The sequence below is a fragment of the Metabacillus sediminilitoris genome (genome assembly GCF_009720625.1).
In the GTDB taxonomy this organism is placed as follows: Bacteria; Bacillota; Bacilli; order Bacillales; family Bacillaceae; genus Metabacillus; species Metabacillus sediminilitoris.
The window spans coordinates 4,153,903-4,178,159 of sequence record NZ_CP046266.1; the positions used below are offsets into that span (position 1 = coordinate 4,153,903).

The 24,257-nt window shown below is 35.0% G+C and carries 28 protein-coding genes and 1 other annotated feature; of the genes, 4 read left to right on the forward strand and 24 right to left on the reverse strand.

Annotated features, from left to right (window positions below):
• Window positions 1-214: 214 nt before the first annotated feature.
• Window positions 215-850 carry a helix-hairpin-helix domain-containing protein gene (locus GMB29_RS20010; protein WP_136353331.1) on the reverse strand — a complete coding sequence of 212 codons (636 nt, stop codon included), beginning with the start codon at window positions 848-850 and terminating at the stop codon, window positions 215-217.
• 89 nt (window positions 851-939) lie between these two features.
• Between GMB29_RS20010 and comER the strand changes: the two genes are divergently transcribed.
• Window positions 940-1,773, forward strand: a complete 834-nt coding sequence (gene comER / locus GMB29_RS20015; RefSeq protein ID WP_136353333.1) for a late competence protein ComER — start codon at window positions 940-942, stop codon at window positions 1,771-1,773.
• Between the two features lie 120 nt (window positions 1,774-1,893).
• Here the strand turns inward: comER and GMB29_RS20020 are convergent, their stop codons facing one another.
• Genes GMB29_RS20020 through GMB29_RS20055 form a run of 8 tightly spaced genes read right to left on the reverse strand, consistent with a single transcriptional unit; the run spans window position 1,894 to window position 6,928 of the window.
• Window positions 1,894-2,646: a class I SAM-dependent DNA methyltransferase gene (locus GMB29_RS20020; protein ID WP_136353335.1), complete on the reverse strand. Its 753-nt coding sequence runs from the start codon at window positions 2,644-2,646 to the stop codon at window positions 1,894-1,896.
• Window positions 2,643-2,999 carry a ribosome silencing factor gene (gene rsfS / locus GMB29_RS20025; protein WP_136353337.1) on the reverse strand — a complete coding sequence of 119 codons (357 nt, stop codon included), beginning with the start codon at window positions 2,997-2,999 and terminating at the stop codon, window positions 2,643-2,645. Before rsfS ends, GMB29_RS20020 begins: the two co-directional genes overlap by 4 nt.
• Entirely contained in the window at window positions 2,999-3,571 is a 573-nt protein-coding gene (gene yqeK / locus GMB29_RS20030; RefSeq protein ID WP_136353339.1) for a bis(5'-nucleosyl)-tetraphosphatase (symmetrical) YqeK, read from the reverse strand. Before yqeK ends, rsfS begins: the two co-directional genes overlap by 1 nt.
• Complete coding sequence (locus GMB29_RS20035) at window positions 3,561-4,133, reverse strand: nicotinate-nucleotide adenylyltransferase (RefSeq protein WP_136353341.1); 573 nt, start codon at window positions 4,131-4,133, stop codon at window positions 3,561-3,563. The genes yqeK and GMB29_RS20035 overlap by 11 nt, the downstream gene beginning before the upstream one ends.
• A 19-nt stretch (window positions 4,134-4,152) precedes the next feature.
• The gene (gene yhbY / locus GMB29_RS20040) at window positions 4,153-4,446 is read right to left on the reverse strand and encodes a ribosome assembly RNA-binding protein YhbY (protein ID WP_136353343.1); all 294 of its coding nucleotides are present in this window, start codon (window positions 4,444-4,446) and stop codon (window positions 4,153-4,155) included.
• Window positions 4,440-5,282 (reverse strand): shikimate dehydrogenase, encoded by an 843-nt coding sequence (aroE, locus tag GMB29_RS20045; protein WP_136353345.1) that lies wholly within the window; start codon window positions 5,280-5,282, stop codon window positions 4,440-4,442. The genes yhbY and aroE overlap by 7 nt, the downstream gene beginning before the upstream one ends.
• A gap of 19 nt (window positions 5,283-5,301) precedes the next feature.
• Window positions 5,302-6,408, reverse strand: a complete 1,107-nt coding sequence (yqeH, locus tag GMB29_RS20050) for a ribosome biogenesis GTPase YqeH (protein WP_136353347.1) — start codon at window positions 6,406-6,408, stop codon at window positions 5,302-5,304.
• A gap of 4 nt (window positions 6,409-6,412) precedes the next feature.
• Window positions 6,413-6,928 (reverse strand): YqeG family HAD IIIA-type phosphatase, encoded by a 516-nt coding sequence (locus tag GMB29_RS20055; protein WP_136353349.1) that lies wholly within the window; start codon window positions 6,926-6,928, stop codon window positions 6,413-6,415.
• A gap of 366 nt (window positions 6,929-7,294) precedes the next feature.
• On the opposite strand from GMB29_RS20055, the gene GMB29_RS20060 reads away from it, so the two are divergent.
• On the forward strand, window positions 7,295-7,435 hold the full coding sequence (locus tag GMB29_RS20060) for a sporulation histidine kinase inhibitor Sda (protein WP_136353391.1): 141 nt from the start codon (window positions 7,295-7,297) through the stop codon (window positions 7,433-7,435).
• Window positions 7,436-7,626: 191 nt separating this feature from the next.
• Here the strand turns inward: GMB29_RS20060 and GMB29_RS27110 are convergent, their stop codons facing one another.
• On the reverse strand, window positions 7,627-7,782 hold the full coding sequence (locus GMB29_RS27110) for a hypothetical protein (RefSeq protein WP_168733830.1): 156 nt from the start codon (window positions 7,780-7,782) through the stop codon (window positions 7,627-7,629).
• Window positions 7,783-7,997: 215 nt separating this feature from the next.
• Between GMB29_RS27110 and sigK the strand changes: the two genes are divergently transcribed.
• On the forward strand, window positions 7,998-8,720 hold the full coding sequence (gene sigK / locus GMB29_RS20065; RefSeq protein WP_136353350.1) for an RNA polymerase sporulation sigma factor SigK: 723 nt from the start codon (window positions 7,998-8,000) through the stop codon (window positions 8,718-8,720).
• Window positions 8,721-8,872: 152 nt separating this feature from the next.
• Here the strand turns inward: sigK and GMB29_RS20070 are convergent, their stop codons facing one another.
• The 3 genes from GMB29_RS20070 to mtnN form a co-directional block, all read right to left on the reverse strand.
• Window positions 8,873-9,019, reverse strand: coding sequence for a YrzI family small protein (locus GMB29_RS20070; protein WP_136353351.1), 147 nt, complete (start codon window positions 9,017-9,019; stop codon window positions 8,873-8,875).
• Window positions 9,020-9,482: 463 nt separating this feature from the next.
• Complete coding sequence (locus GMB29_RS20075; RefSeq protein WP_136353352.1) at window positions 9,483-9,713, reverse strand: YrhC family protein; 231 nt, start codon at window positions 9,711-9,713, stop codon at window positions 9,483-9,485.
• A gap of 161 nt (window positions 9,714-9,874) precedes the next feature.
• Window positions 9,875-10,567 (reverse strand): 5'-methylthioadenosine/S-adenosylhomocysteine nucleosidase, encoded by a 693-nt coding sequence (mtnN, locus tag GMB29_RS20080; RefSeq protein WP_136353353.1) that lies wholly within the window; start codon window positions 10,565-10,567, stop codon window positions 9,875-9,877.
• Between the two features lie 1,004 nt (window positions 10,568-11,571).
• On the opposite strand from mtnN, the gene GMB29_RS20085 reads away from it, so the two are divergent.
• Window positions 11,572-11,778, forward strand: coding sequence for a DUF2536 family protein (locus tag GMB29_RS20085; protein ID WP_136351876.1), 207 nt, complete (start codon window positions 11,572-11,574; stop codon window positions 11,776-11,778).
• 191 nt (window positions 11,779-11,969) lie between these two features.
• Here the strand turns inward: GMB29_RS20085 and GMB29_RS20090 are convergent, their stop codons facing one another.
• From GMB29_RS20090 to GMB29_RS20140, 11 genes are all read right to left on the reverse strand, one after another.
• On the reverse strand, window positions 11,970-12,638 hold the full coding sequence (locus GMB29_RS20090; RefSeq protein ID WP_136351877.1) for a YrrS family protein: 669 nt from the start codon (window positions 12,636-12,638) through the stop codon (window positions 11,970-11,972).
• Between the two features lie 259 nt (window positions 12,639-12,897).
• Window positions 12,898-14,646 carry a peptidoglycan D,D-transpeptidase FtsI family protein gene (locus GMB29_RS20095; protein ID WP_136351878.1) on the reverse strand — a complete coding sequence of 583 codons (1,749 nt, stop codon included), beginning with the start codon at window positions 14,644-14,646 and terminating at the stop codon, window positions 12,898-12,900.
• Between the two features lie 53 nt (window positions 14,647-14,699).
• Complete coding sequence (gene greA / locus GMB29_RS20100; RefSeq protein ID WP_136351879.1) at window positions 14,700-15,173, reverse strand: transcription elongation factor GreA; 474 nt, start codon at window positions 15,171-15,173, stop codon at window positions 14,700-14,702.
• A 312-nt stretch (window positions 15,174-15,485) separates the two neighbouring features.
• Window positions 15,486-16,121, reverse strand: coding sequence for a uridine kinase (udk, locus tag GMB29_RS20105; protein WP_136351880.1), 636 nt, complete (start codon window positions 16,119-16,121; stop codon window positions 15,486-15,488).
• A 75-nt stretch (window positions 16,122-16,196) separates the two neighbouring features.
• Entirely contained in the window at window positions 16,197-16,841 is a 645-nt protein-coding gene (locus GMB29_RS20110; protein WP_136351881.1) for an O-methyltransferase, read from the reverse strand.
• A gap of 212 nt (window positions 16,842-17,053) precedes the next feature.
• Window positions 17,054-18,178: an endolytic transglycosylase MltG gene (gene mltG, locus GMB29_RS20115; protein WP_136351882.1), complete on the reverse strand. Its 1,125-nt coding sequence runs from the start codon at window positions 18,176-18,178 to the stop codon at window positions 17,054-17,056.
• 486 nt (window positions 18,179-18,664) lie between these two features.
• A complete protein-coding gene (locus GMB29_RS20120) occupies window positions 18,665-18,952 on the reverse strand; it encodes a DUF1292 domain-containing protein (RefSeq protein ID WP_136351883.1) in 288 nt (95 codons plus the stop codon).
• A 78-nt stretch (window positions 18,953-19,030) separates the two neighbouring features.
• Window positions 19,031-19,447, reverse strand: a complete 417-nt coding sequence (gene ruvX / locus GMB29_RS20125; protein WP_136351884.1) for a Holliday junction resolvase RuvX — start codon at window positions 19,445-19,447, stop codon at window positions 19,031-19,033.
• A 181-nt stretch (window positions 19,448-19,628) separates the two neighbouring features.
• A complete protein-coding gene (locus GMB29_RS20130) occupies window positions 19,629-19,892 on the reverse strand; it encodes an IreB family regulatory phosphoprotein (protein ID WP_136351885.1) in 264 nt (87 codons plus the stop codon).
• 76 nt (window positions 19,893-19,968) lie between these two features.
• Complete coding sequence (gene alaS, locus GMB29_RS20135) at window positions 19,969-22,608, reverse strand: alanine--tRNA ligase (RefSeq protein ID WP_136351886.1); 2,640 nt, start codon at window positions 22,606-22,608, stop codon at window positions 19,969-19,971.
• A gap of 178 nt (window positions 22,609-22,786) precedes the next feature.
• Window positions 22,787-23,024 (reverse strand) — a binding site (T-box leader).
• Between the two features lie 39 nt (window positions 23,025-23,063).
• Window positions 23,064-24,125, reverse strand: coding sequence for an AI-2E family transporter (locus GMB29_RS20140; RefSeq protein ID WP_136351887.1), 1,062 nt, complete (start codon window positions 24,123-24,125; stop codon window positions 23,064-23,066).
• Window positions 24,126-24,257: the final 132 nt, after the last annotated feature.

Here is a 24,257-nt window from a genome sequence, read left to right on the forward strand (position 1 = left end):
CTTCCTTAAGTGTACCGAGAATCCTGAATATTCGTCAATTTAATATTTTTGGATTTTAAAATTTTATCCCGGCAGTAAGCACCTATTCCATATGGCATTTCTAAAAAGATGAAAACAATCTGTAAATCATCATAGGTCAACAGTCAATTGGAAAGCCACAGAATGGTTATAAGTCTCGTATACCATCAATCGCCACATTTGAGCAAATCTCATTTTATTTTATCGTAATCTCTTCCTTTATTTTTTCGAATGATTTTTCACCAATTCCAGAAACCTCCAATAGACCTTCAGGGGAAGTAAACGGTCCATTTTCCTCACGATAGGCAATAATTGCCTCAGCCTTTGATGGCCCAATTCCTGTTAAACTTTGAAGTTCATCACTCGTTGCTAAATTAATATTTACTTTACCTTTTTCTTGTCCTTCTTCATGACCTGTCGGCAAACGAAATTGATTTGTTGTTTCTTCTCCTTTTTTGGGGATATAAATAGCCATTCCATCTTCCAAAGGTGCAGCTAAATTAATAGCAAGTTCATCTGCATCATTAAGTAGTCCTCCGGCCAAATCAATCAGTTGATGAACTCTAGCCCCAGTTTGCAGCTCATATACACCTGGCTGCTTTATTGCACCTTTAATATCAACTACCAGCATGGAATCAGCGATATCCTTTTTGATATTTTCAGCAGGTGGATTTTCTAATTCATTTAATACGGGCGGATCTTCTAACTCAACTTGGGGATTCATTACTTCAGACGGAGCTGAATCCGTATGAAAATAATAATAAAACCCAATGATCACGAATAAAATGCTAGCAGTAATAATCCATTTTTTATATTTTTGATATACATCCATTAATAGCACTCCTTTTGGAAAAAATCATAAATTGTTTGTTTAAAACATATTGTGTATGAGTGAAATACATTCTAAGGAGGGGATATACTTTGAATGTAGGTTTTATTGGTACAGGAAATATGGGAAGAATTTTAGTTGAAGCTTTTATCGAGTCCGGTGCAATCGGTCCCTCATTCATCTATATGACGAATCGAACACTAATGAAAGCAGAAGTAATAAATGAGATTTACCCAAAAACAAATGTAGTTGAATCAGCAGGAGAGGTAGTCAAACGTTCTGACATTATATTCATTTGTGTGAAGCCATTAGATATACACCCCCTATTAAAAAAGTTAGAACCATTATTAACACCGAATAAATGCATTATTTCTATTACAAGTCCAATAAATGTTGATCAGTTAGAAAGGCTTGTTCATTGTCAAGTTGCAAGAGCTATACCTAGCATTACAAATCGTGCCTTTTCAGGTGTTTCATTACTTACATTCGGGAACTCTTGTCATCAAGACACACAAAAGACAATTGAAAAACTTTTTAATAAGATTTCTAAACCAGTTCAAATTGAAGATAATGTCACACGGGTAGCTTCTGATATTGTTAGCTGCGGCCCTGCATTCTTTAGTTTTTTACTTCAGAAATTTGTAGAAGGAGCTGTTGCGGAAACAAATATCTCCAAAGATAAAGCGGTTCTATTAGCAAGTGAAATGATCGTTGGAATGGGAAAATTACTTGAAACTGGAATTTATACTCTTCCAACCCTACAAGAAAAGGTTTGTGTGAAAGGCGGAGTAACCGGTAAAGGGATTGAAGTATTAGAAGAAGAAATTGGTGCGATGTTTAATAAGGTATACAATGCAACACATGAAAAATACTATGAAGATATTGAAGAGGTTTCCTTACAATTTAATAAAATCACGAATAAATAATTCGATGGAGGAATCATATTCTCCTGCAAAGAAAATATTTTTTCAATTACAGACGGTTATCCAACCGTCTGTTTTGTTATGTTATCAAAAAGGTGAATCATAAAAATCCACCTTTTACTATTACATATTGTCCTTTTTCCTTGCGATAAAAAAAAGTCGCTCAGATGAAGGGGAAGGTGATGCAAATTGAAAGTCGCCGCAAACGGTTAAAACCTCAAACGATGCAGCTTCAAGCCATGACGTATATTCTTCAATTGTAAATGTTCGCTGGTAGTGAACCTCGTCATAGCGCTCGTAGACATCTTCTCGTCTTACAAAGAATGACATATCATGTTCAATGCTGTTAGGTTCATCCCCTAAAAAGGAATTCCAAATAAAACTAACATCTTCATCTTGGTCAGCAAACGTATGTCCAGCAAAAATAGTATGTATTTTATAGAGAGAATGAACATCAAATATGAATAAGCCTTGCTGCTTAAGTTGTTGATATACTGCCCTAAAGGTAGCTTGAACATCTTGAGCAGTCTCTAAATAATTAATTGAATCACAGCATATCGTAACAACATCAAACGGTTCAACAAATCCTCCAAGCTCTCTCATATCTTGCTGAAGAAAAAGAACTTTCGCGTTATTTTCATGGAGTTTAGACTGTGCGACCGTCAGCATATCTTCACTCAAATCTACACCTGTAATGTCCAAATCACGCTTTGCTAAACGTATGGCAATTTCCCCTGTTCCACAACCTACATCTAACAATTTTTTGGCATCATGATAATAAGTTGAAATCGCTGCTTCAAAAAATGATACCCATTTATCATAGGGAGCATCCTTCATAAGCTGGTCATAAATGTAGGCAAAGCCTTGATATATCATTGATTTAACTCACTTGTTAAGTCTACTGAAGGAGCGTCTCCCCATAAGCGTTCAAGGTTATAATATCCTCTTTCGTCTTTATGAAAAACATGTGCGACAACATCTCCAAGGTCAATTAAAACCCAACGAGCTTCATCAAATCCTTCCATCCGTTTTACATCGATCTCCAATTCTGCTGCTTGGTCCTTAATTTCTCTTGCAATTGCTTGAACTTGTTTGTCCGAATTACCATGACAAATAAGAAAATAATCTGCAATAAGCGAAATCCCATTCATATTTAGTGCGATGACATCTACTGCTCGTTTGCTATCTGCTGCTTTTGCTACTTTTGTTAAAATATCTCTTCCATTCATTAATTAGATCTTCCTCCTTTTAATATGTAAAAATTATATGTTTCAATTGTATCAGGATAAACGGCTTGATTTTTTTTCATTAAAAATTGAATGGTATTTTGCAGTGATTTTAGTAATGCTTTATCAAGATTCGTTTGTGCTAATTCCCGAACCTCTTCAACACCTGGGAAATGCCTTCCTGGCTCAATATAATCTGCCACATAAATAATTTTCTCGAGCAATGCCATATTTGGTCTGCCAGAAGTATGATATTTAATAGCACCTAAAACATCTTGGTCGGTAATTCCAACTTCTTTTTCAACTAAATAAGCTCCAACTGGGGCATGCCATAGTTCACTGTTATAATCTAATAATTGTATCGGCATTTTTTGATCGATAATAATTTGTTTCATTTCATCTTTCGGTCTAAATTTTGCATAGTCATGAAAAATTGCGGCAATTTCCGCTTTTTTCGGATCTTCCCCATATTTTTGCGCCAATTGAATCGCTGTCTCCATAACACCTATTGTATGAAGATATCGATGTTCAGTGATCTGCTTCTCTACAATCTTTAAAGCTGTTTCACGTTCCATATAAGTGATTCTCCTCTATATATCTTTTCACATCTTCAGGCAAAAGATAAGCTGTATTCTCTTTTTCTTTTAACCTTTTTCTAAGCATGGTCGAAGAAACATCAAACTGAGGTATTTCAACCTCAATGACAGGATATTTCGTTGTTGTTTTATATCCTGGACGTTTGACACCAACAAACGTTACAAGCTCTACAACTTCTTCAACCTTGTGCCACTTTGGTAAATACTCAATCATATCTGCACCTATAATAAAATAAAAAGAATAGGTAGGAAATTGTTCACGTAATATACGCAGTGTATCATATGTAAAGGAAGGACCTTCTCGATCTAATTCAATTTGTTCAATTTTAAAATGTGCTTGATCATGGATAGCTAGCTTTATCATATTAAGCCGATGCTTACTATCTGTAAAGTGCTCGTCCTGCTTGTGAGGAGGAATTTGATTAGGTATAAACCATATCTCAGATAATTGCATCGCATGTCGGACCTCACTTGCAATTAATAGATGGCCAAAATGAGGCGGATCAAATGTTCCACCAAGTATCCCGATTTTTTTAGACATTCTATCCCTCACATTTCCATTAATTAGGTAATCGAAGCTTTTTATTTTCCTTTGATTCTTTATATAAAACAATTGTATTACCAATCACTTGAACAAGCTCTGCACCTGTACCTTTAACTAATTCGTCTGCCACTGTGTCTTTGTCATCTTCGCAATTTTGTAAAATAGATACTTTAAATAACTCACGAGCTTCTAATGCATCTGAAATTTGCTTAATCATATTTTCATTCACTCCACCTTTTCCAACTTGAAAAATTGGATTTAGATGATGTGCCTCTGAACGTAAAAAACGTTTTTGTTTACCTGTTAACATTGTGTACCTCCTAGTTTGTCGTAGACTATCGATGACATTCTTTTTGCAGATGGTTTTTGTTTCGTCCATAACTCGAATGCTAGTACTGCTTGATAAACAAACATCCCAACACCCTCAAGAATGGTTAACCCTAACTCTTCTGCTTCCTTCAAAAATGTAGTTTTAATAGGGTTGTAAACAATATCACTGACAATTGCTGATGGTTTTGCATTTTTTAATGATAATGGTGTATCTGTAATATTTGGATGCATCCCAACTGCCGTTGTCTGAATAATGATATCGTAGTTCTTTAAGTTTAGCTCCGCCATTTCAATCGATCGTGCACTGCTATTATTTTCATAAGGACATTGCTTTATCAATTCCTCTGCTTTTGCAACAGTTCGATTGCAAAGATCAATATCCATACATCCTTGGTAAGCTAATGTATAATAAATACCCTTTGCTGCACCACCTGCACCGATGATTAGCATTCGATTATCTTGCAGCGGCTTTTTTAATACATTTGTTAATGATTCGATATATCCATTTCCATCTGTATTATGGCCAATTAAACGGCCTTCTTCATTAACGACTGTATTTACTGCACCAACAATCTTTGCCGTTTCATCGAGCTCGTCCAAAAATGGAATGATATTAACTTTATGAGGGATTGTGACATTAAATCCCTTCACCCCCAAGACTTTAAGTGCATGTACTGAATCTTTTAAATGATTTGGTTCAACGTGAAAAGCATGATAATATCCATCAAGATTCATTTCCTTAAAGGCATCATTATGGATATCCGGTGACATTGAATGTTTAATTGGAGATCCTATCACGCCATATAAATTCCCCATTTACTTTCCCTCTCTCTATCTAAATTAACGATTTTCTAATTGTTACGTTTACACCCTGAGGTGCAAATGCAACGATTTTTTTACCAGGATTATTAATTGTAATCCAGCCTAAACCAGAAAAAACAACATCAGTTTTCCCTTCTTTGATCGTAAATTCATGAGGTATTAGTTTAGGAAAGGTATCAACATCTTCTTTTCTTGGCGGATGTAGTAATTCTCCAACATGCTTTTCATATAATGAGTCTGCATTCTCTCGCTTTGTTCTATGGATCATCAATTCGTTTGGAATGTAACAAACGAAAGATTCTCTGCCACCATCAACATAATCAAAACGAGCAAGTCCGCCAAAATATAGAGTTTGATTCTCATTTAATTGAAATACCTTTGGTTTTAATTCTTTTTTTGGACTTAGCAGTTTTAAATCATTTTTATCAACAAAATGGGCCATTTGATGATGATTAATAATTCCTGGAGTATCATAAAGTGAAGCCCCATTTTCAAGCGGAATCTCAATTAAATCCAAGGTTGTACCAGGGTAATGAGAGGTTGTGATGACATCATTAACACCAGCTACTTCTTTTATCATACGATTGATGAATGTAGACTTTCCAACATTGGTACACCCTACTACGTATACATCCTGTCCATTACGATACGTATCAATTAGCTCTGCAACTTCCCTTATACCATGACCTTTTGCTGAACTAACTAAACAAACATCAATTGGTTTTAAACCTAACTCTTTTGCTTCTCTCTTCATCCAATTGATAAGCTTTTGATGTTTGACTGATTTAGGTAAGATATCACTTTTATTTCCGATTAATAAAATTGGATTTCCACCTACAAAACGCTGAATTCCTTGAAGCCAGCTACCGTTAAAATCAAAAATATCTACAATCTTAACGATTAATCCTTTCGTTTCACCAATACCATGGAGTATTTTTAAGAAATCATCATCTGTTAAAGAAACATCCTGTATTTCATTGTAATTTTTTAATCGAAAGCAGCGCTGGCATATAATATCTTCTTTTGCTAATGCACTTTCAGGGGCAAAACCTAATTTTTCAGGGTCATTTGTTTGAATCGTAACTCCACACCCTATACATGAAAATTGCTGTTCTGACACGATTTTATTCCTCCCACTGAATCATCCCTTTTCGTTTTAAGCTTTCCATAATTCTCCGTTCAATTTTCCGATTAATCCTAGTGAAAAACCCGTCTGTCGAAGCTACAGGAACTACTAATATCGTCTGAAAGCCGCTGCGATTTCCACCTAACACATCTGTTAGTAGTTGATCACCAATCACAACAACTTCTTCTTTTTTTAAGTTCATGTTTTTTACAGCTTTTAAAAATGCTTTTCCCATTGGTTTTCTAGCCTTGTGTATAAATGGAATATTTAAAGGGTCAGAAAAAGCCTTTACTCTTCTCTCATTATTATTAGAAACAATGGTAATATCGATTCCTTGTTCCTTTACATCTTTAAACCACTCCACCAATTGTGGTGTTGCATTTGGACGGTCCCATTCAACAAGTGTGTTATCTAAATCTGTAATGATTCCTTTTATTCCACTCTCTTTTAATTTTTCAGGTGATATATGAAAGATACTTTTCACATAATCTCCAGGTAAAAATTGTTGTAGCATGAGTTTAACACCTCATTATTCATTTTTTAGCCAACTTACATCATAACCAATTTATTGTATACTTTCAAAAGAAACTTATAGTATATGCAGAACAGATTCAATAAATCATTAAAAGTTTTCGACAGCATTCGAGAACCTTCAACAGTTGTGGATAATATTATACACATTATCCACCCCAGTAAATCTTACTTTTCACACCTTATAAACAATATACCCACAACTTATCCACTAACATCTGTGGATAACAGAACGGTTGTTCTCTTTCATTATTCATGTTAGATTTAAATCAATAACAAAATATAACATATTTAGGAAATCCTTAATAAAAAACTGTTAGGAGGTGTTGAGCCATTTTTGGCCATCATGATGCGAAAACTTTCTGACGAATTATTAATCGAATCTTATTTTAAAGCTACAGAAATGAATTTAAATGACGAATTTATTGAGCTTATCACAAAGGAAATTAAACGCAGATCTTTAGGACATATGTTGAAAGTTTCTTCTTAACTTATTCGCCGTCTAACGGCTTTTTTTTATTCCTAAAAACACCCATACAGCTTATTAAACAGATATTGTTTTTTAGTATTTCCGGTAATACGTATATGTATCAACTAATTAATGAATGTTATTATATCATTTGTTAACGCTCACCACTAGAAATAATGTGAGGCTGCCTGTTGGTCAGCCTCATTTATCTTTTAACGATAATGGTTATAGTAATAGTATCCTCCTCCAATTACGAGCAGCAAAATTAACAACACCACAATAAATGCATACCAATACCCGTAACCTAAACTTCCGTATGTTGGATAATATGGGTATGGTCCTGGACCATAAGGTGAATAGCAAGACATTGGGTCAATCCTCCTTATTTTTTAATATATAAATATGTATATTCCCATATAAACGTATAGGCTTATAACCTCTTTTCGGTTCTATCACTAAAACTTCATATAAAAATACTGTTGAATGATATCTTCTTTCACTGTACAGGCACAAACCAGCACCTTCACACATAAACATGACGTATAGGCATTTGCCTACATAAAGTCTAAGTGGAGGTGGAGGTATGTCAGGTCTCTTAACAGCACTAGGTTTTTTCGTAAAAGAATTAGTTTTCTTAGTATCTTATGTAAAAAACAATGCCTTCCCACAGCCTTTGTCTGCATCTGATGAGAAGAAATATTTACACCTTATGTCAGAGGGTGATGAGTATGCGAGAAACTTATTAATAGAGCATAATTTGCGACTCGTTGCCCATATCGTGAAAAAATTTGAAAACACTGGGGAAGACTCCGAAGATCTTATTTCAATTGGTACTATAGGATTGATTAAAGCAATTGAAAGCTATTCACAAGGAAAGGGAACAAAACTCGCAACATATGCAGCGCGTTGTATCGAAAACGAAATTCTTATGCACTTACGAGCTCTTAAGAAAACAAAGAAGGATGTCTCACTACATGATCCTATCGGTCAAGATAAAGAAGGAAATGAAATTAGTTTAATTGATGTATTGAAATCTGAAAATGAAGATGTCATTGAAACAATCCAACTAAATATGGAACTGGAAAAGGTGAAGGAATACATCGATATTTTGGATGGAAGAGAAAAAGAAGTGATCGTTGGACGTTTTGGTCTTGATCTAAAAAAGGAAAAAACACAGCGGGAAATCGCAAAAGAATTAGGGATCTCTAGGAGTTATGTTTCTCGGATAGAAAAACGGGCTCTCATGAAGATGTTTCATGAATTTTATCGGGCTGAAAAAGAAAAACGTAATCGGAAAAAGGAATAACCTAAGAGAAGAGTGCTGGGCACTCTTCTCTTTTTGTCTAAAGAATTTTTCTTTTCCGTGTTTAGCTAGGCAGTATCCTTCTCCACAATTAAATGTAATAATAATTCAATTTTCAACATTGTCATCGCCTCCTATTATTTTTGTCATAACCATTACATGTTATGAAATTCATTAAAAACTTTTTCTCTAGATTGTTCCATTTTTCTTTGTACTTCTAGATTTTTTTCAATTTCTTCTTTTGAATTTTTCCGCTTAGTTACTGAAAGAGTCAAAGTAATAAAAAATAGATTGATTGTCATGTGTATCACCTCCTTTAAGTACTTCGCACCTCGAAGGTTGTTCTTACACAGGCTGCCAAATCTTTTTTACCCAAAATACATATCGAATTTAAGTATAAAAAAACGCCACAGGGCAGCCTGTGACGAGATACTTCATATAAAACGACACAAGCTTTCTAATCAACCTGTGGCGTGGATACACTTAGCAAGACATATTAGTCTAAAAAGTATGATACACGATATTGGTCGAATAGAAGATGTTTAATTTTTAAGTTTTGCATAACTTTATTTTCTAATCTACATTTGTTCATCTTCATCGACCTCCTTTATTTTTATTTTACTATTTCTTTGGTAATTATATCCACATTTTCCAATTATGTAAATAGTTTTTGATTATTTTCTTATTGTTTTTATTTTCCGACAATTATTTGTTTCAAACAAAAAAAAACGACCCAAAAATGGACCGTTTAGTAGAAGTTATATGTTAGCTTTCATGTTTATCTAACTGTTTTTTATACTTCAACGATGTCTTAAAGCATACAAATGACGCTAATAAAAATAAAACAGTTGTAATCATAAGAATCATATCGTATATTTCTTCTTTTCCTTGATCAGGTAAAATAACGCCAATATATAAGAACACACTTACAGCCATTAAAATAAACGCATAGTTTTTAAAGTCTAAGATAAGTGATTGTAGTTTCTTTTTATTCATATTGTTCCCCACCTACTAGCTGTGTTTTTTATATCCTTACCTTAACACAGTCTAGGAGACTATTAACCATGTAAATTTCACCAACAATGCAAATGAAGTTTATCGCTTATGACACTAACATAAATAGGATCGGTTCATTTCCGATCCTAACAAATACTCACCTAGATTGATTCAACCATCTTCAACACTAAATCTGCTGAATGTTTTGCAGCTTTATCTAAAAACTGATCAAATGAAATGTTCGATTCTTTTCCTGCAATATCAGATAAAGCTCTGATTATGACAAAAGGAACATTAAATTGATGACAAACTTGTGCAATTGCAGCAGCTTCCATTTCACCAGCGTAAAGGTCTTTAAATTTACTGCGGATAAACTCAACTTTTCCTGGATCATTTAAGAAAGAATCCCCTGTGACAATTAAACCTTTCACAACTTGGATATCATGAATTTCATTCGCCTTTTTTTCTGCAACATTTACAAGCATTTCATTTGGAATATATGCAGCAGGTAATCCCGGTACTTGGCCATATTCATACCCGAAGGCAGTAACATCCACATCATTATGTCTGACTTCAGTAGAAATAACAATATCCCCGACATTTAATGCTGGATGGAAACCACCAGCGGAACCTGTATTAATAACGTAATCAGGTTTATAACGATCTAACAGTAATGTTGTACTTAATGCTGCATTTACTTTGCCAATCCCTGACTTTAATAAAACAACTTCTACACCTTTATAAATACCTTTTGTAAATTCACTACCCGCAATTACTTCTTGCTCCTGATTTTCTAGCTTATCTCTAAGAATGGTTACTTCTTCTTCCATTGCACCGATTATTGCAATCTTCATTTTTTCAATCCCTTTCCAAAATAAATATGTACGATACACGATTCAGCTTGAATAAATGTTTCCAGCCTCCAATTAAAAGTGTACCTATTACATGATCACAAAGCAAGATTTATCAGCCAACTGATTTGATCAATTAACATTTTGCAAAACTCCTATCAGTAAGATTTTACTGCCCGTTAATCTGCGATATAGCGAGACTCCCATCAGTGGGCTATTGTTCTTCCCACTGATGGGTAGCGAGACTTATCGGGCTTTTACGGGCAGTTTAACATCCTTTTTATTTAACTCCTTCTTTATTTCATTAAAGTCATATTTAAGAGGCTTTTACTGACCGTTAATCTGCGATATAGCGAGGCTCCCATCAGTGGGCTTTTGTACTTCCACTGATGGTCAGCGAGACTTATCGGGCCTTTACGGGCAGTTTATTATCCTTTTTATTTATCTGCTTTTACTGCCCGTTAATCTGCGATATAGCGAGACTCTCATCAGTGGGCTTTTGTTCTTCCCACTGATGGGCAGCGAGACTTATCGGGCCTTTACGGGCAGTTAAACATCCTTTTTATTTATCTGCTTTTACTGCCCGTTAATCTGCGATATAGCGAGACTCTCATCAGTGGGCTTTTGTTCTTCCCACTGATGGGCAGCGAGACTTATCGGGCCTTTACGGGCAGTTAAACATCCTTTTTATTTATCTGCTTTTACTGCCCGTTAATCTGCGATATAGCGAGACTCCCATCAGTGGGCTTTTGTTCTTCCCACTGATGGGCAGCGAGACTTATCGGGCCTTTACGGGCAGTTAAACATCCTTTTTATTTAACTGCTTTTACTGCCCGTTAATCTGCGATAAAGCGAGACTCCCATCAGTGGCTTTTGTTCTTTCACTGATGGGCAGCGAGACTTATCGGGCCTTTACGGGCAGTTAAACATCCTTTTTATTTAACTGCTTTTACTGCCCGTTAATCTGCGATAAAATTAATTATACTTTTATCAAAATGAGGTGTAACATGAATTTCCAATTAGATATTATCAAGGATAAAATTGAATTATTTGAGGCTCAAACACTTAAAGAGTTAGAAAAAAAGATAAATGATCAAATCGTACATAATCAAGCCATTCTTTTATCCGTTCACTCAGTATCCCATCAAATGCATGTTACGGAAGAAGGTCATAGATTTTATAGTGCTGTTGTCCACTTTAAAGCAAATGAGTAGGTCGATATTCTTTTGTAAAAGTGCAAGATTCTTAATCAATTAAAGCTAGGAAAAACAACTAAATTATCATGCAGTATTCTATACTTCCATTTACGAATAATTGATAAGCTTTCACTTTCCAACTGACTTAGAGATTTTATAGGTATTAAAAAAAGCAGAGGCCCTTTAAGCCTCTGCTTTAAACATATTACTCAATTAAGCTTTTCAATTTTTGTTGGCTTCCAGCCTTCATTTTCGATCCAAGTTATATAAACTTTATATTTTGAAGATTTATCTTTTGGTGAGATTGTACCAACTGCATCATTTGGTGAGCCGTTGTTACCTAGGAACCAAATAATCATATCTGATTCAGGAATCCCTGTAGCATAGCTTAAAGCTTTTGTCATTTCAGCCCAATCTTGTGATCCTTTATCATAATTCGCTGAATGAGGCTCTGTTTGTGATGTACCAACCGGTGACCAACCTGGGTTTTCAATGGTTTCAGTTACTCCAGAACCAGGTTCACCCTCTGTTATTGTTGCCTGTTCAAAAGGATCTTCGGTCGACTCTTCTTCGGTTTTTTCAACCTCATCAGGAATACCATTTCCATCTTCATCTAATTCTTCATTGGATTTATCACTTTCTTTTACTGCGTCTTTCTCTTTATCAGTTTCTTCTTTACTTTCTTCATTTGCTAACTTTATATCAGGTTGTTCATTGTATTTTGCCGTTTTTTCCGCATCACTTCCACCAAAAATAAGCTGAGAACCAATAACAAGTATTAATACTGCAACAACTCCTATTAATATGTTTAATACGATATTTGTTTTTCTGCGCTTATCTCTTTTTTCATAGCGAGAGTCTACATGATAATTACTCAATGTCCTACACTCCTTTGTCCCTCATACCTTCTGTCTTATTCTAGCATTAGAATGTCATTCTATCTAGTTGTTTTATCTTTCTAAAATTTAACCACTTTCCCTTTTCTGGGTTAATCGTATCATAAGAAGGACATGTTTTGACAATTGATAAACAAATTTATTTCTAATGCTGCTTCCTTCATTATGAAGATTTTATTAGCCTAAATGGTGTATACCCTACTTTTACATCTTTTATTCCATCTTTTTTTCACAATAGGACTTACTTCCCTTTCATTTCAGCTAACTTATCGACAATATCATAAAATACTGCATTAGTCCCAGCCTCAGCGCTAGTTGTATCCATCTCAACGACTACAAGTGCATATTTTGGATTTTTTGAAGGGAAATAGCCAGCAAACCATTTATTATAGAGCATTTGCCCTTTATCATTTTTTTTACCCGTTTGAGCGGTTCCTGATTTCCCTGAAACTTCTAGTGGTGAGTTTTGAAACCTTCTTCCTGTTCCTTCAGGATCTGTAACTACTAAGCGGTGTAACTTTTGCAGTTTTGCTGCAGTATAGGATGATATCTTTTCTCCTTCTAATGATTTAGACGTAAATGAAAACATATTTGTTCCATTTTTATATAATATATTTTCTACGATTTTCACTTGTTGTTTATGTCCGCCTCTAGCTATTGTTGCCATCATATTAGCAACACCAAGAGGAGTAACCTTTACATCTTTCTGCCCAATAGCAGTCTGATCAATGGCTCTCAACACATTTTTATCCTTTTCATCTCCCCAAATACTTCCTATTTTTTCTTCTGGAAGCTGCTTAAAATTTTGATAATGAAAAATCTTTCCGCTCCAAGCAACGGGTCCTAGTAATCCAAGTTTTTCAGCTGTGTCCTCGATCACATTCGGATCCTTTTCCATTAATTCTTCTGCTAAAGTTGTAAATGTATAATTACAACTTTTTGCAAAACTTCTTGCTAATGTAAGCATCCCATCATCCTGTCCTCCATCATTCTCACCATATAGATTTAGATTGCAATTGAATTCTCTTGTTGCATCATCTAAACCATATTCAATAGCTGCTGCAGAAATGACAGTTTTAAATACTGAACCTGGAAAAAGCGGTTGTACCATATAATTTGTTAAGGTTTTATTATTCGATCGATCTAAATCAGGCTTGCTAACCATTGCTAATACTTCATTGGTCTCAATATCAAGTAAAACAAGACCGCCATTGTCTACCTTTTGATCACTTAACACATCTTCAGCCATTTCCTGTATGTCTTTATCGATGGTTGTTTTAATCGTTATGGGATAAAAAGGATTCGAGTCTGCAATATATTTTACGTTAACCCCAAAAAGAGGATTTCCATCCCCGTCGACATGATAAAGAAGCTTCGTTTCTGCATCAGGGAGCAAAAATTCATCAAATGTCTCCTCTAATCCAGTAATTCCAATTTGTGTTTTATACGATAAATCCTGCCTATCGGGGTACTTCTCACGGAGTACCTCTGCATTCTCACCAGTAATTCCAATCAAATGCTCGCCAATTGATTGTTCAATTGGCGATTGGCGATATATTCCGAACACACCAGGAATGCTTAAATGATTAATTTTCTCTAAATCAGAGCTTGATAATTTAACACCATCTTCACTAGAAAGAACAAGTGGTTCTTTTGTATTTTCAATAAGTCGTTTTAGTTTTTCACTTGAAACATCAACAATTTCAGAAAGATCTTCAACAGGCCAAGTAATCTCTTTCAAAAAAGGAAATAGTACAAGTGTCGGCTCGGCATGGTTTCGAAGTGAATGGCCATTACGATCTTCAAAGCGACCTCGTCCATCGTCAATGACAACCTCTTGGGTTCGTTGATTGACACTTTCTTGAACAAGATTTACCCCCTTTTCAGTAAATGATTCTGTATGAATCAATTGTATATCAGCTAACCGAAACATTATAAAAAATAACGCTAACAGAAAAAAACTACCTACAATGATTACCCTTCTCTTCATAAAAAACACCTCGTCTTCATTTTCGACGAGGTGTTCCTTATATAAACATGTGTTTAGCTAATTTTCACAATCTTCACAAGCATTTCTCCACCTGGAGTTTGTACAGTTACTTCGTCTCCAACTTTACGGCCAAGAAGGCTTTTTGCAATTGGAGAGTCATTTGAAATTTTACCTTCAAATGGATCTGCTTCTGCACTACCAACAATTGTATATGTTTCTTCATCACCATCAGGTAATTCAGTGAATGTCACAGTTCTTCCAAGTGATACTGAACTTGTGTCAGCTTCACTTTCGATAATTTTCGCATTACGAATCATATTTTCTAAAGTTGTAATACGACCTTCAACAAATGCTTGTTCTTCTTTAGCTGAATCGTATTCAGAGTTCTCTGAAAGGTCACCAAAGCTTCGTGCAATTTTAATTCTTTCAACTACCTCTTTACGTTTTACCGTTTTTAAGTATTCAAGTTCCTGCTCAAGCTTTTCTTTTCCTTCTCTTGTCATTGGAAAAACTTTTTCTTGTGCCATGTTTGTTCCACTCCTTCTAGTAGACTATTCCCCGTCGTTAATATTAATTATAAAATAAGTATGTATAAGTATAGTCCGAAAACATCCTTAAATATGATGTTAAGCATTTGGTCATCTTTTCATTTTAACCTGTGACCAATGAAAAGAGACAACTTTTATCATCATTTGACAGCGCTGTATGTAAAAAAGCAAGGGCAACATCATTGTGCCCTTTACTTCTTCATTTAAGCAATGCCTATTGAAAAAAAGCTATGAAAGTAATTTATTCTTATACATAATATGATCACAGTATACTTTATCTATGCTATGTTATTACAAAATTGCGTTTAGTTCAAGAATTGTTTGAATTTTTGTGACCATTAAATCAATTGCAACATGGTTTTGGCCACCTTCTGGAACAATAATGTCTGCGTATCGTTTAGTTGGTTCAATAAATTGATTATGCATTGGTCGTACAACTGAAATGTATTGTTCAATAACGGAATCAATTGATCGCCCTCTTTCTTTAATGTCGCGGAGAATACGACGGATGATACGAATATCAGCATCTGTATCTACAAAAAGTTTAATATCCATTAAATCACGTAACCTGTCATCCTCTAAAATCAAAATTCCTTCTAATATAATAACATCCTTCGGTTCAACAACTATAACATCATCGGACCTAGTATGCAATTTGTAGTCATACACAGGTTTTTCGATTTTTTCGTGATTGAGTAATAATTTTAAATGATCGATCAATAAATCGTTATCAAATGCTAATGGATGATCATAGTTTGTATTTAATCTTTCTTCAAATGGTATATGACTTTGATCTTTATAATAATAATCTTGTTCAAGCATTAAAATGGAATGTCCTTTAAAATGCTCATAAATTGATTTTGTTACACTCGTTTTACCAGAACCGGATCCTCCAGCTACTCCAATTACAACGGGCTTCTTTTCCATTCAATTAGAACCCCTTTCGAATAAGTTAAAAATGAAATTGTACGTTAAATATTTTTTTCAATGCAGGGGATATCATTATTTGCGTTTTGTTACTGCAATCCCATCTCCTACAGGGATAATGGTTGTTTCATAATTTGTTAATGTAGTTAAAAAGTGATTGTACTCATCAAGCTTTCTAACTAGTGTTCGTTGTCTTCTTGTTTTTAACTCTGAACGATCACGAGCAACAGTCCCTTTAAATAATACATTGTCAGTATAAATTATGCCGTTTTCCGTAAGCATTGGTTCATACAACGCAAAGAACTTTGTATATTTAGCTTTTGTGGCATCAATAAATATTGCATCATATGGGCCATTCTTACGAATTTCTTCTGATAATTCAAGCGCATCGCCATGCAGGGTATGAATTCGCGATTGAAGGCCCATTTGTATAATATTTTCATTTGCTTGTTGATAGCGAACATCATCAAGTTCAACTGTCATAATTTCTGTTGTTGGTACTTTTAATGCCATTCGAATCGCTGAATAGCCAATAGCCGTTCCTATTTCAAGTATTTTTTTTGGTTTCTGCATAGAAAGAAGAAGAAGTAATACTTCAATACCTGTTTTTTCCATAATTGGCACATCATGTTCGACAGCAAAATCTTCCATTTGCTTTATATATTGTGGTCTGTCAGGTATTAGATTTTCTATATACGTTAGCACGTCTTCATTTAACATAATTGCCTCCTGCAGATAGTGTACATTTGTCGAAAATATTATTTCAATATAATTTAAAATAAGATATACCTAAAAATAAGAGCCTCATGAATGAGAACTCTTTTCTTAGATAAATATGATTAAAATAGATGTCTGATAATAACTTGATATATTTTACCACAAAAAGATAGGGAATGCGAATAGTTAATTCTATTCCTAATTGTTATCCTTTTTTAGTTTGTAATATGTTTATTCTTTTCCTTATTATGCTCATCTAACGTTTTTGTAAAGATAACTTCTCCTTCTTTTGTCGCTAAGAAATAGAGAAAATCTGTATTCTCTGGTGATAAAGCAGCTGCAAAGGAAACTTCACCAGCACTAGCAATCGGTCCAGGTGGAAGACCTTTATTTTTATAGGTATTGTACGGTGAATCTACTTCAAGATCTTTGTAAAACACACGATCTTTATGTTCTCCAAGTGCATATAAGACGGTAGGGTCTGTTTGTAATGGCATATTTTGATCGAGTCGATTATAAAACACACTTGATATTTTTTCCCGATCAGCTTGGTCAGTTGCTTCTTCTTCGATCAGTGAAGCCATTGTCACAAACTGATGTACACTCATTTTCTTCTCCTGTAGTGTAGGTATATACTTTTTAACCTCATCATTCATTTTTTTAATCATTGGTTCCAAAACTTCCTCAAGTGTTGGATCCTTTTTATAAAATGGATATGTTGCTGGATATAAATACCCTTCTAGCGCATAATTTACATTTTTCCCAAAAATATCATTTGTTAGTAAATCTGGATATTTTGCTCTCATTGCGTTAATAAAAGTCTTATTTGTTAGTTTTTCTAAAATTAACTCTTCACTAAAATCCGTTTTCTTTGAAACGATTGACGCTATTTCTTTCAGCTGTCTTCCTTCTGGAATGGTTATTTGAAAAGCAACTTCATCCATTAGCTTTCCCTGCTTTAAGCTTTCAATAATATCCTGGAAGGTCATCGATTTGCTTAGTTGATAATTACCCGCCTGAAATCCTGATTCATTCTTAAACTTAATGTAATATTTAAAAACACGAGCATCTTTAATGATTCCATTCTCTTCTAAAATATTTGAAATCGCGGAAACAGAAGAACCAATCGGTACAGTCACATTTTTGAATGTTTGATCATCTGGATCTACTGGCTCTAAAGATGATTTAATATATAGATAACCGCCTCCAATAAGGCCTGAAAAGACAATAGTTAATATAATAAAAACAGTTAATACAATTTTTCTAACTACCTTTGCCTCTTTTTGTTTTTCCAGAAGCTTTTTTCGGAATGCATCCTTGTTTGAATCCACTGCAGACATACGTTTCCTCCTCTCATCCCAACTATTATACTACAATGTTCTTTCTTTTTCGGCAATTTTTGTAGGTCTCTTAAGGAATTTCAAACTTTCTCTTTTATTTAAGCCATATTTCTTGTTATTATTGCAATTTTACCAATTTATCAATCATCCTATTTCATAAAAAAGGCTCTTTTCGCATACTTTGTTGCTTTTTACCAAGTAATGCGGTGTGGTTGATTTCCTCTCCAGATGCTCGCTTTCCGCGGGGCGGGCGGTGAGCCTCCTCGGCGTAAACGCCTGCATGAGTCTCACCTGTCCCGCTGCTCTAAGCAGGAGTCTCGCAATCTGCTCCAATCAACCTTAAATAGTTTTCGTTTTAAAAACAACAATCTCTTAGAAAAGAGCCTAAAAAAAAGATGCAAAAAAGAAAAAATTCTTTTTTGCATCTTAGATTTCTATTTATCCCACAAGACTGGGCAGTAATCCCGCTCTAATAGAAGTCTCACTTTATTCTTGTTCTTCTTCATCAAGGAATGTATTTAACATTTCTTCAATTAAATCCCATTCTTCTTCAGTTTCGATAGGCTCTAGCTCACCGTCTTCACCATCCGCATTCGCATTAAAGCTTGAAGCATGAATTTCAATTTCTTCGCTATCGTCTTCTTCTGCACCCAATGGGTAATAAAGAACGTAAGATTTCTTAAACTCTTCTGATTCAAACGTAAATAATACCTCACAAAGCTGCTCATTTCCGTTTTCATCAATAACTGTAATTTGCTTTTCACCATGTTCCATATTGTTCACCTCTTATATTTTTTAAAGGCAAGACTAAACGCAGCCTCATAGATCTTCATAGATCTTCACAGATCAATATTAATTTAAGCTGTCCAAATATCCTTGTAAAATCATGACAGCAGCCATTTTATCAATCACTTGTTTTCTTTTCTTTCGGCTAACATCCGCAGAAATTAGCATTCGTTCCGCTGCCATTGTTGTTAGACGTTCGTCCCAAAGAATGACTGGAAGTTGATATTTTTTTGTTAACATCTCAGCAAATTTCTGACTTGCTTCAGCCCTTGGCCCGATTGTTCCATTCATATTTTTGGGCATTCCAAGTACGATCTTTTCTACACCATGTTCATGAATGATTTCAGAAAGCCTTTTTAGGTTATAATCTCGGTTTTCCTCGTTAATTTTTATTGTTTCAATTCCTTGGGCTGTCCAACCCAACTCGTCACTTATTGCTACACCAAGTGTTTTCGAGCCTAAATCTAAACCTAATATACGCATGTTTTGCCTCACAAATATTTTTGTTTTAAAGGAAAGGTTGAACCCCACTCTACCTTTCCAAAACAGAATGCCAAAATAAGTTTTACCCAATAGTGCAGTGCCATCATACCCTTTTTATGATAGTATGCACCAAAAGTATTATTGAATGTAGGAAAAAGGTTGGATCCCACTTATCACAAATCTATAAAGATCGTTTTTCTAGGTAGGATTTAACTAACTCCTCAATTAATTCATCTCTTTCCAGTTTGCGAATTAAATTCCTTGCATCACGATGACGTGGAATATAGGCCGGATCACCAGACAGCAAATAGCCAACAATCTGATTGATTGGGTTATAGCCTTTTTCTTGTAACGCATCGTAAACGGTATACAAAACCTCATTTACATTTGTTTCAACCGATTCATCAGAGAAATTAAATTTCATCGTTTTGTCAAATGAGCTCACCATCGCACCTCTTTCTCAGATTCTAAAAAGAATCCGCTTGTCAAAGCTTACCTACATTTTACACTACTTTTATGAATTATAAAACGGATTCAACCCATTCTTCGACAAACTTTAGTGCTTCTGTCAGTTTTTCAGGATTTTTTGCTCCTGCTTGAGCCATCTCAGGACGACCGCCGCCTTTTCCGCCACAACGTTCTGCAACTTCCTTAATTAATTTTCCAGCGTGGTATCCCTTTTCAACAAGATCTTTTGTCACACCTGCAACTAGGTTAACTTTATTATCCTCTGATGAACCAAGTACAACAATAGCTGATTGAAGTTTGTCTTTCAAGTCATCCATCATTCCCCGTAAACTATTCATATCTTTTGCATTTACTTTTGTAGCAAGAACCGTTACACCATTAACCTTAACTGCCTTATCAACAATACTGTTTGCTTCAAGATTTCCTAGCTTTGCAGTTAATGATTCATTTTCTCGTTGAAGTTCACGATAGTCAAGTAATAAGCTATCAATTCTTGTCACAAGATCCTTAGGATTTGCTTTTAATAATGATGCTGCCTCTTGAAGTTTTTCAAGTTGACCATTGATCATTTGATAAGCTGCTTTCCCAGTTACTGCTTCAATCCTTCTTGTACCTGCACCAATTCCAGTTTCAGTTACAATTTTGAAAAGACCAATTGTTGCAGTGTTATCAACATGACATCCTCCACAAAGTTCTAAACTATAATTACCAACTTGTACAACACGAACAATTTCACCGTATTTTTCACCAAAGAGAGCCATTGCTCCCATATCCTTCGCTTCTTTAAGCGATTTCAGCCCAATAGCAACATCAATATTCTTCCAAATTTGTTCATTTACAATATGTTCAATTTGTGTTAATTCTTCATGACTAACTTGTCCAAAATGAGAGAAGTCAAAACGAAGACGGTCAGCTGTTACTAAAGATCCTGCTTGATTTACATGGGTACCGAGCACATCTTTTAATGCCTGATGCAATAAATGTGTTGCGGTATGATTTTTTACGATACCATTGCGATTTTCTTCTGAAACGATAGCAGTAAAGCGATCACCTGCTTGAAGTATTCCGCTTTCTACTATGACATTGTGAAGGTTTTGTCCATTAGGAGCCTTTTGGACATCTTTTACTCGTACTTGCGCTTTTTCGCTTGTTAGCACACCTTCATCTGCAATTTGTCCACCGCTCTCAGCATAGAATGGTGTTTTATCAAGAATTAGCTGTACTTCATCACCAGCGCTTGCTTCCTTAATCATTTCTCCATCCTTTATTAAAACAACAACTTCAGCATTGTTCACTGTTAACTGATTATAACCAACAAAATCGCTTTTATCCTTAATTTCACCTAACACACCACCTTGAACCTGCATGGAATCAACTTTTTGAATCGCCGCACGAGCGCGGTCACGTTGTCTTTCCATTTCTTGTTCAAAGCCTTCATGATCAACTGTCATGCCTTCCTCTTCAGCATACTCTTCCGTTAGTTCAATTGGGAAACCATATGTGTCGTATAATCGGAATACATCTTCACCTGGAATAACATTTTGTCCTTTTTCTTTTTGTACATTGATAACTTCACTAAGGATCGCTAATCCATCGTTCAATGTTTCATGGAAGCGTTCTTCTTCATTTTTGATTACCTTTTGAATAAACTCAGTTTTTGATTTGATTTCAGGATAAAAATCAACCATTATCTCCGCTACTACTGGTACTAATTCATACATAAAAGGACGATTGATATTAATTTGTTTTGCATAACGTACTGCTCTTCTTAAAAGTCTTCTTAAAACATACCCGCGACCTTCATTTGAAGGAAGTGCTCCATCGCTGATTGCAAAGCTTACAGTACGGACATGATCGGCAATTACTTTAAACGCAATATCTTTGTCTTTATCTTGTCGATAACCAACATTTGCAATTTGCTCTGTTGCACGTATGATTGGAATGAAAAGATCTGTATCAAAATTCGTAGGTACGTCTTGAATAACAGAGACCATACGCTCAAGACCCATTCCTGTATCGATATTTTTCTTAGGAAGCGGTGTATAGGTACCGTCTGGGTTATGATTGAATTGTGAAAATACAAGATTCCACACTTCTAAATAGCGGTCATTTTCACCGCCGGGATATAACTCAGGATCCTCTTGATCATTGCCGTATTCATCACCACGATCATAAAAAATCTCTGTGTTTGGTCCACTAGGACCTTCACCGATATCCCAGAAGTTTCCTTCTAAACGGATTATACGCTCCTCTGGAATGCCAATTTTATCTTTCCAAATATCGAAAGCTTCATTGTCTTCTGGATGAATCGTGACTGATAATTTTTCTGGTTCAAAGCCAATCCACTTTTCACTCGTTAAAAATTCCCATGCCCACTCAATTGCTTCTACTTTGAAATAGTCTCCAATTGAAAAGTTTCCAAGCATTTCAAAAAATGTATGATGTCTTGCCGTTTTACCTACATTTTCAATATCATTTGTTCGAATAGATTTTTGTGCGTTACAAATTCTTGGATTATCAGGTATAACCCGTCCATCAAAATATTTTTTTAAAGTGGCTACACCACTATTAATCCATAGCAATGTAGGATCTTCATGTGGTACAAGTGATGCACTTGGTTCAACTGCATGGCCTTTCTCTTTAAAGAAGTCCAAATACATTTGACGTACTTGGGCTGATTGTAAATTTCTCATATGTATCCTCCTTATTTTGTAAGCATTTTTATAAAGTCAACCACTCAGTCTGGATGTTACCCCCATACGGGATATTGAGAATTAGTTAACTTTTACTATCCTCAATCGTCTTAAAAGTACTTGCCAGTAAATTGAACAAAACAAAAACTCTCGTCCCTGTGTAAAGAATTCCTCTTTCCACAGGGACGAGAGTTAGCTCGCGGTACCACCCTGATTATGGACAATGAAATGCGGAATGTTTGCGCTTAATGGTAAATGTCCATCACCTTTATTAGACCGTAACGTGGATTAAACGGCAGTTTTTGCCTGCACTTAGGAATAGCTTTCTGTTGTCCTACTCTAGAATTTCTTACAGCCAAGGAAATTCCTCTCTATAAAAGCGGTCACAACATACTTTGTTCCATCATTGATTTAGCAATATTCTATCGTGATTATAGACAAGCCGTGTATAATTGTCAATGGCGCCTTTTTAATTGTACAAAATGAATAATCATGACACGTAAAATAACAACAATCGGGACGGCAATCATCAAGCCTATCACACCTCCGATTTCTCCTCCGGCCAGCAGAGCAAGCATGATGACGATTGGATGCATGTGAAGACTTTTTCCAACAACTAATGGCCCTAATATATTTCCTTCGATAAATTGCAGAGAGAGAATAAGAACGATAACGATCATAACTGTTTTAGTTGACATTGTTGCTGCAATAATTAATGCTGGAACAGCCCCAATGAGAGGTCCAAAGTACGGAATAATATTTGTAGCTCCGATTAATAAGCCTAATATTAAAGGATATTTAACTTTAAATATCCAAAGAGATAAAGAAGCTAAGCTTCCTATAATGATACATACAAATAACTGGCCTCTAATGTAATTTCCTAAAGAATGGTCAAGCTCTTTAATAAACTGAACGGCATCATTCCTCCATTTCCGAGGAGTCAAATACCATGCAGCCTTTTTTAATTGATCATAGTCCTTTAACATATAAAAAACTAAAAAAGGAATGATCGCAATTAACAACATATAATCAAAAATACCTTTTAAGCTGTTAATTAATTTTTCAATTGTTATTGCCAACCATTCTTCTGTTTGTTGAAACATACCTTCAATTCGTTCATGGATCCCTTCTGGCCATTGATTTGTTTGATCATGGATGGAATCAATCCAATGATTATATGTTGATGAAAACTGAGGGAAATTTTCCGACAGGTCTCTAAGTTGGTTGACTAAAACAGGGACACCTCGATAAAAACCATATCCAATAATCCCAAAGAACAATAAATATATAATAAGGATCGATAGTGATCTCGGCAGTCCAGTATGATGGAGCTTTTCAATAACAGGGTGTAGCAAGTATGTGATAAACCCACTTATTAAAAATGGAATAAAGATTGCTTTGAACATTAGAAAAAAAGGATCCCAAATAGAATGCAGCATAAAAAACACATAAATGGTCAGTAAACCCAGTAATAATATTGTAATTCTAAACAACCATTTTATTTGCCGATCTCTCATAAATTCCACTCCTCTTTCCGTTTATTGTGGAAGGTAATTGGAATATTATACATAATAAAAGTCAACTGCCATTTAACAAAGATAATTAGCTACTAAATGGAATCCTTTGCACTCAAAAAAGTTACGGACTTA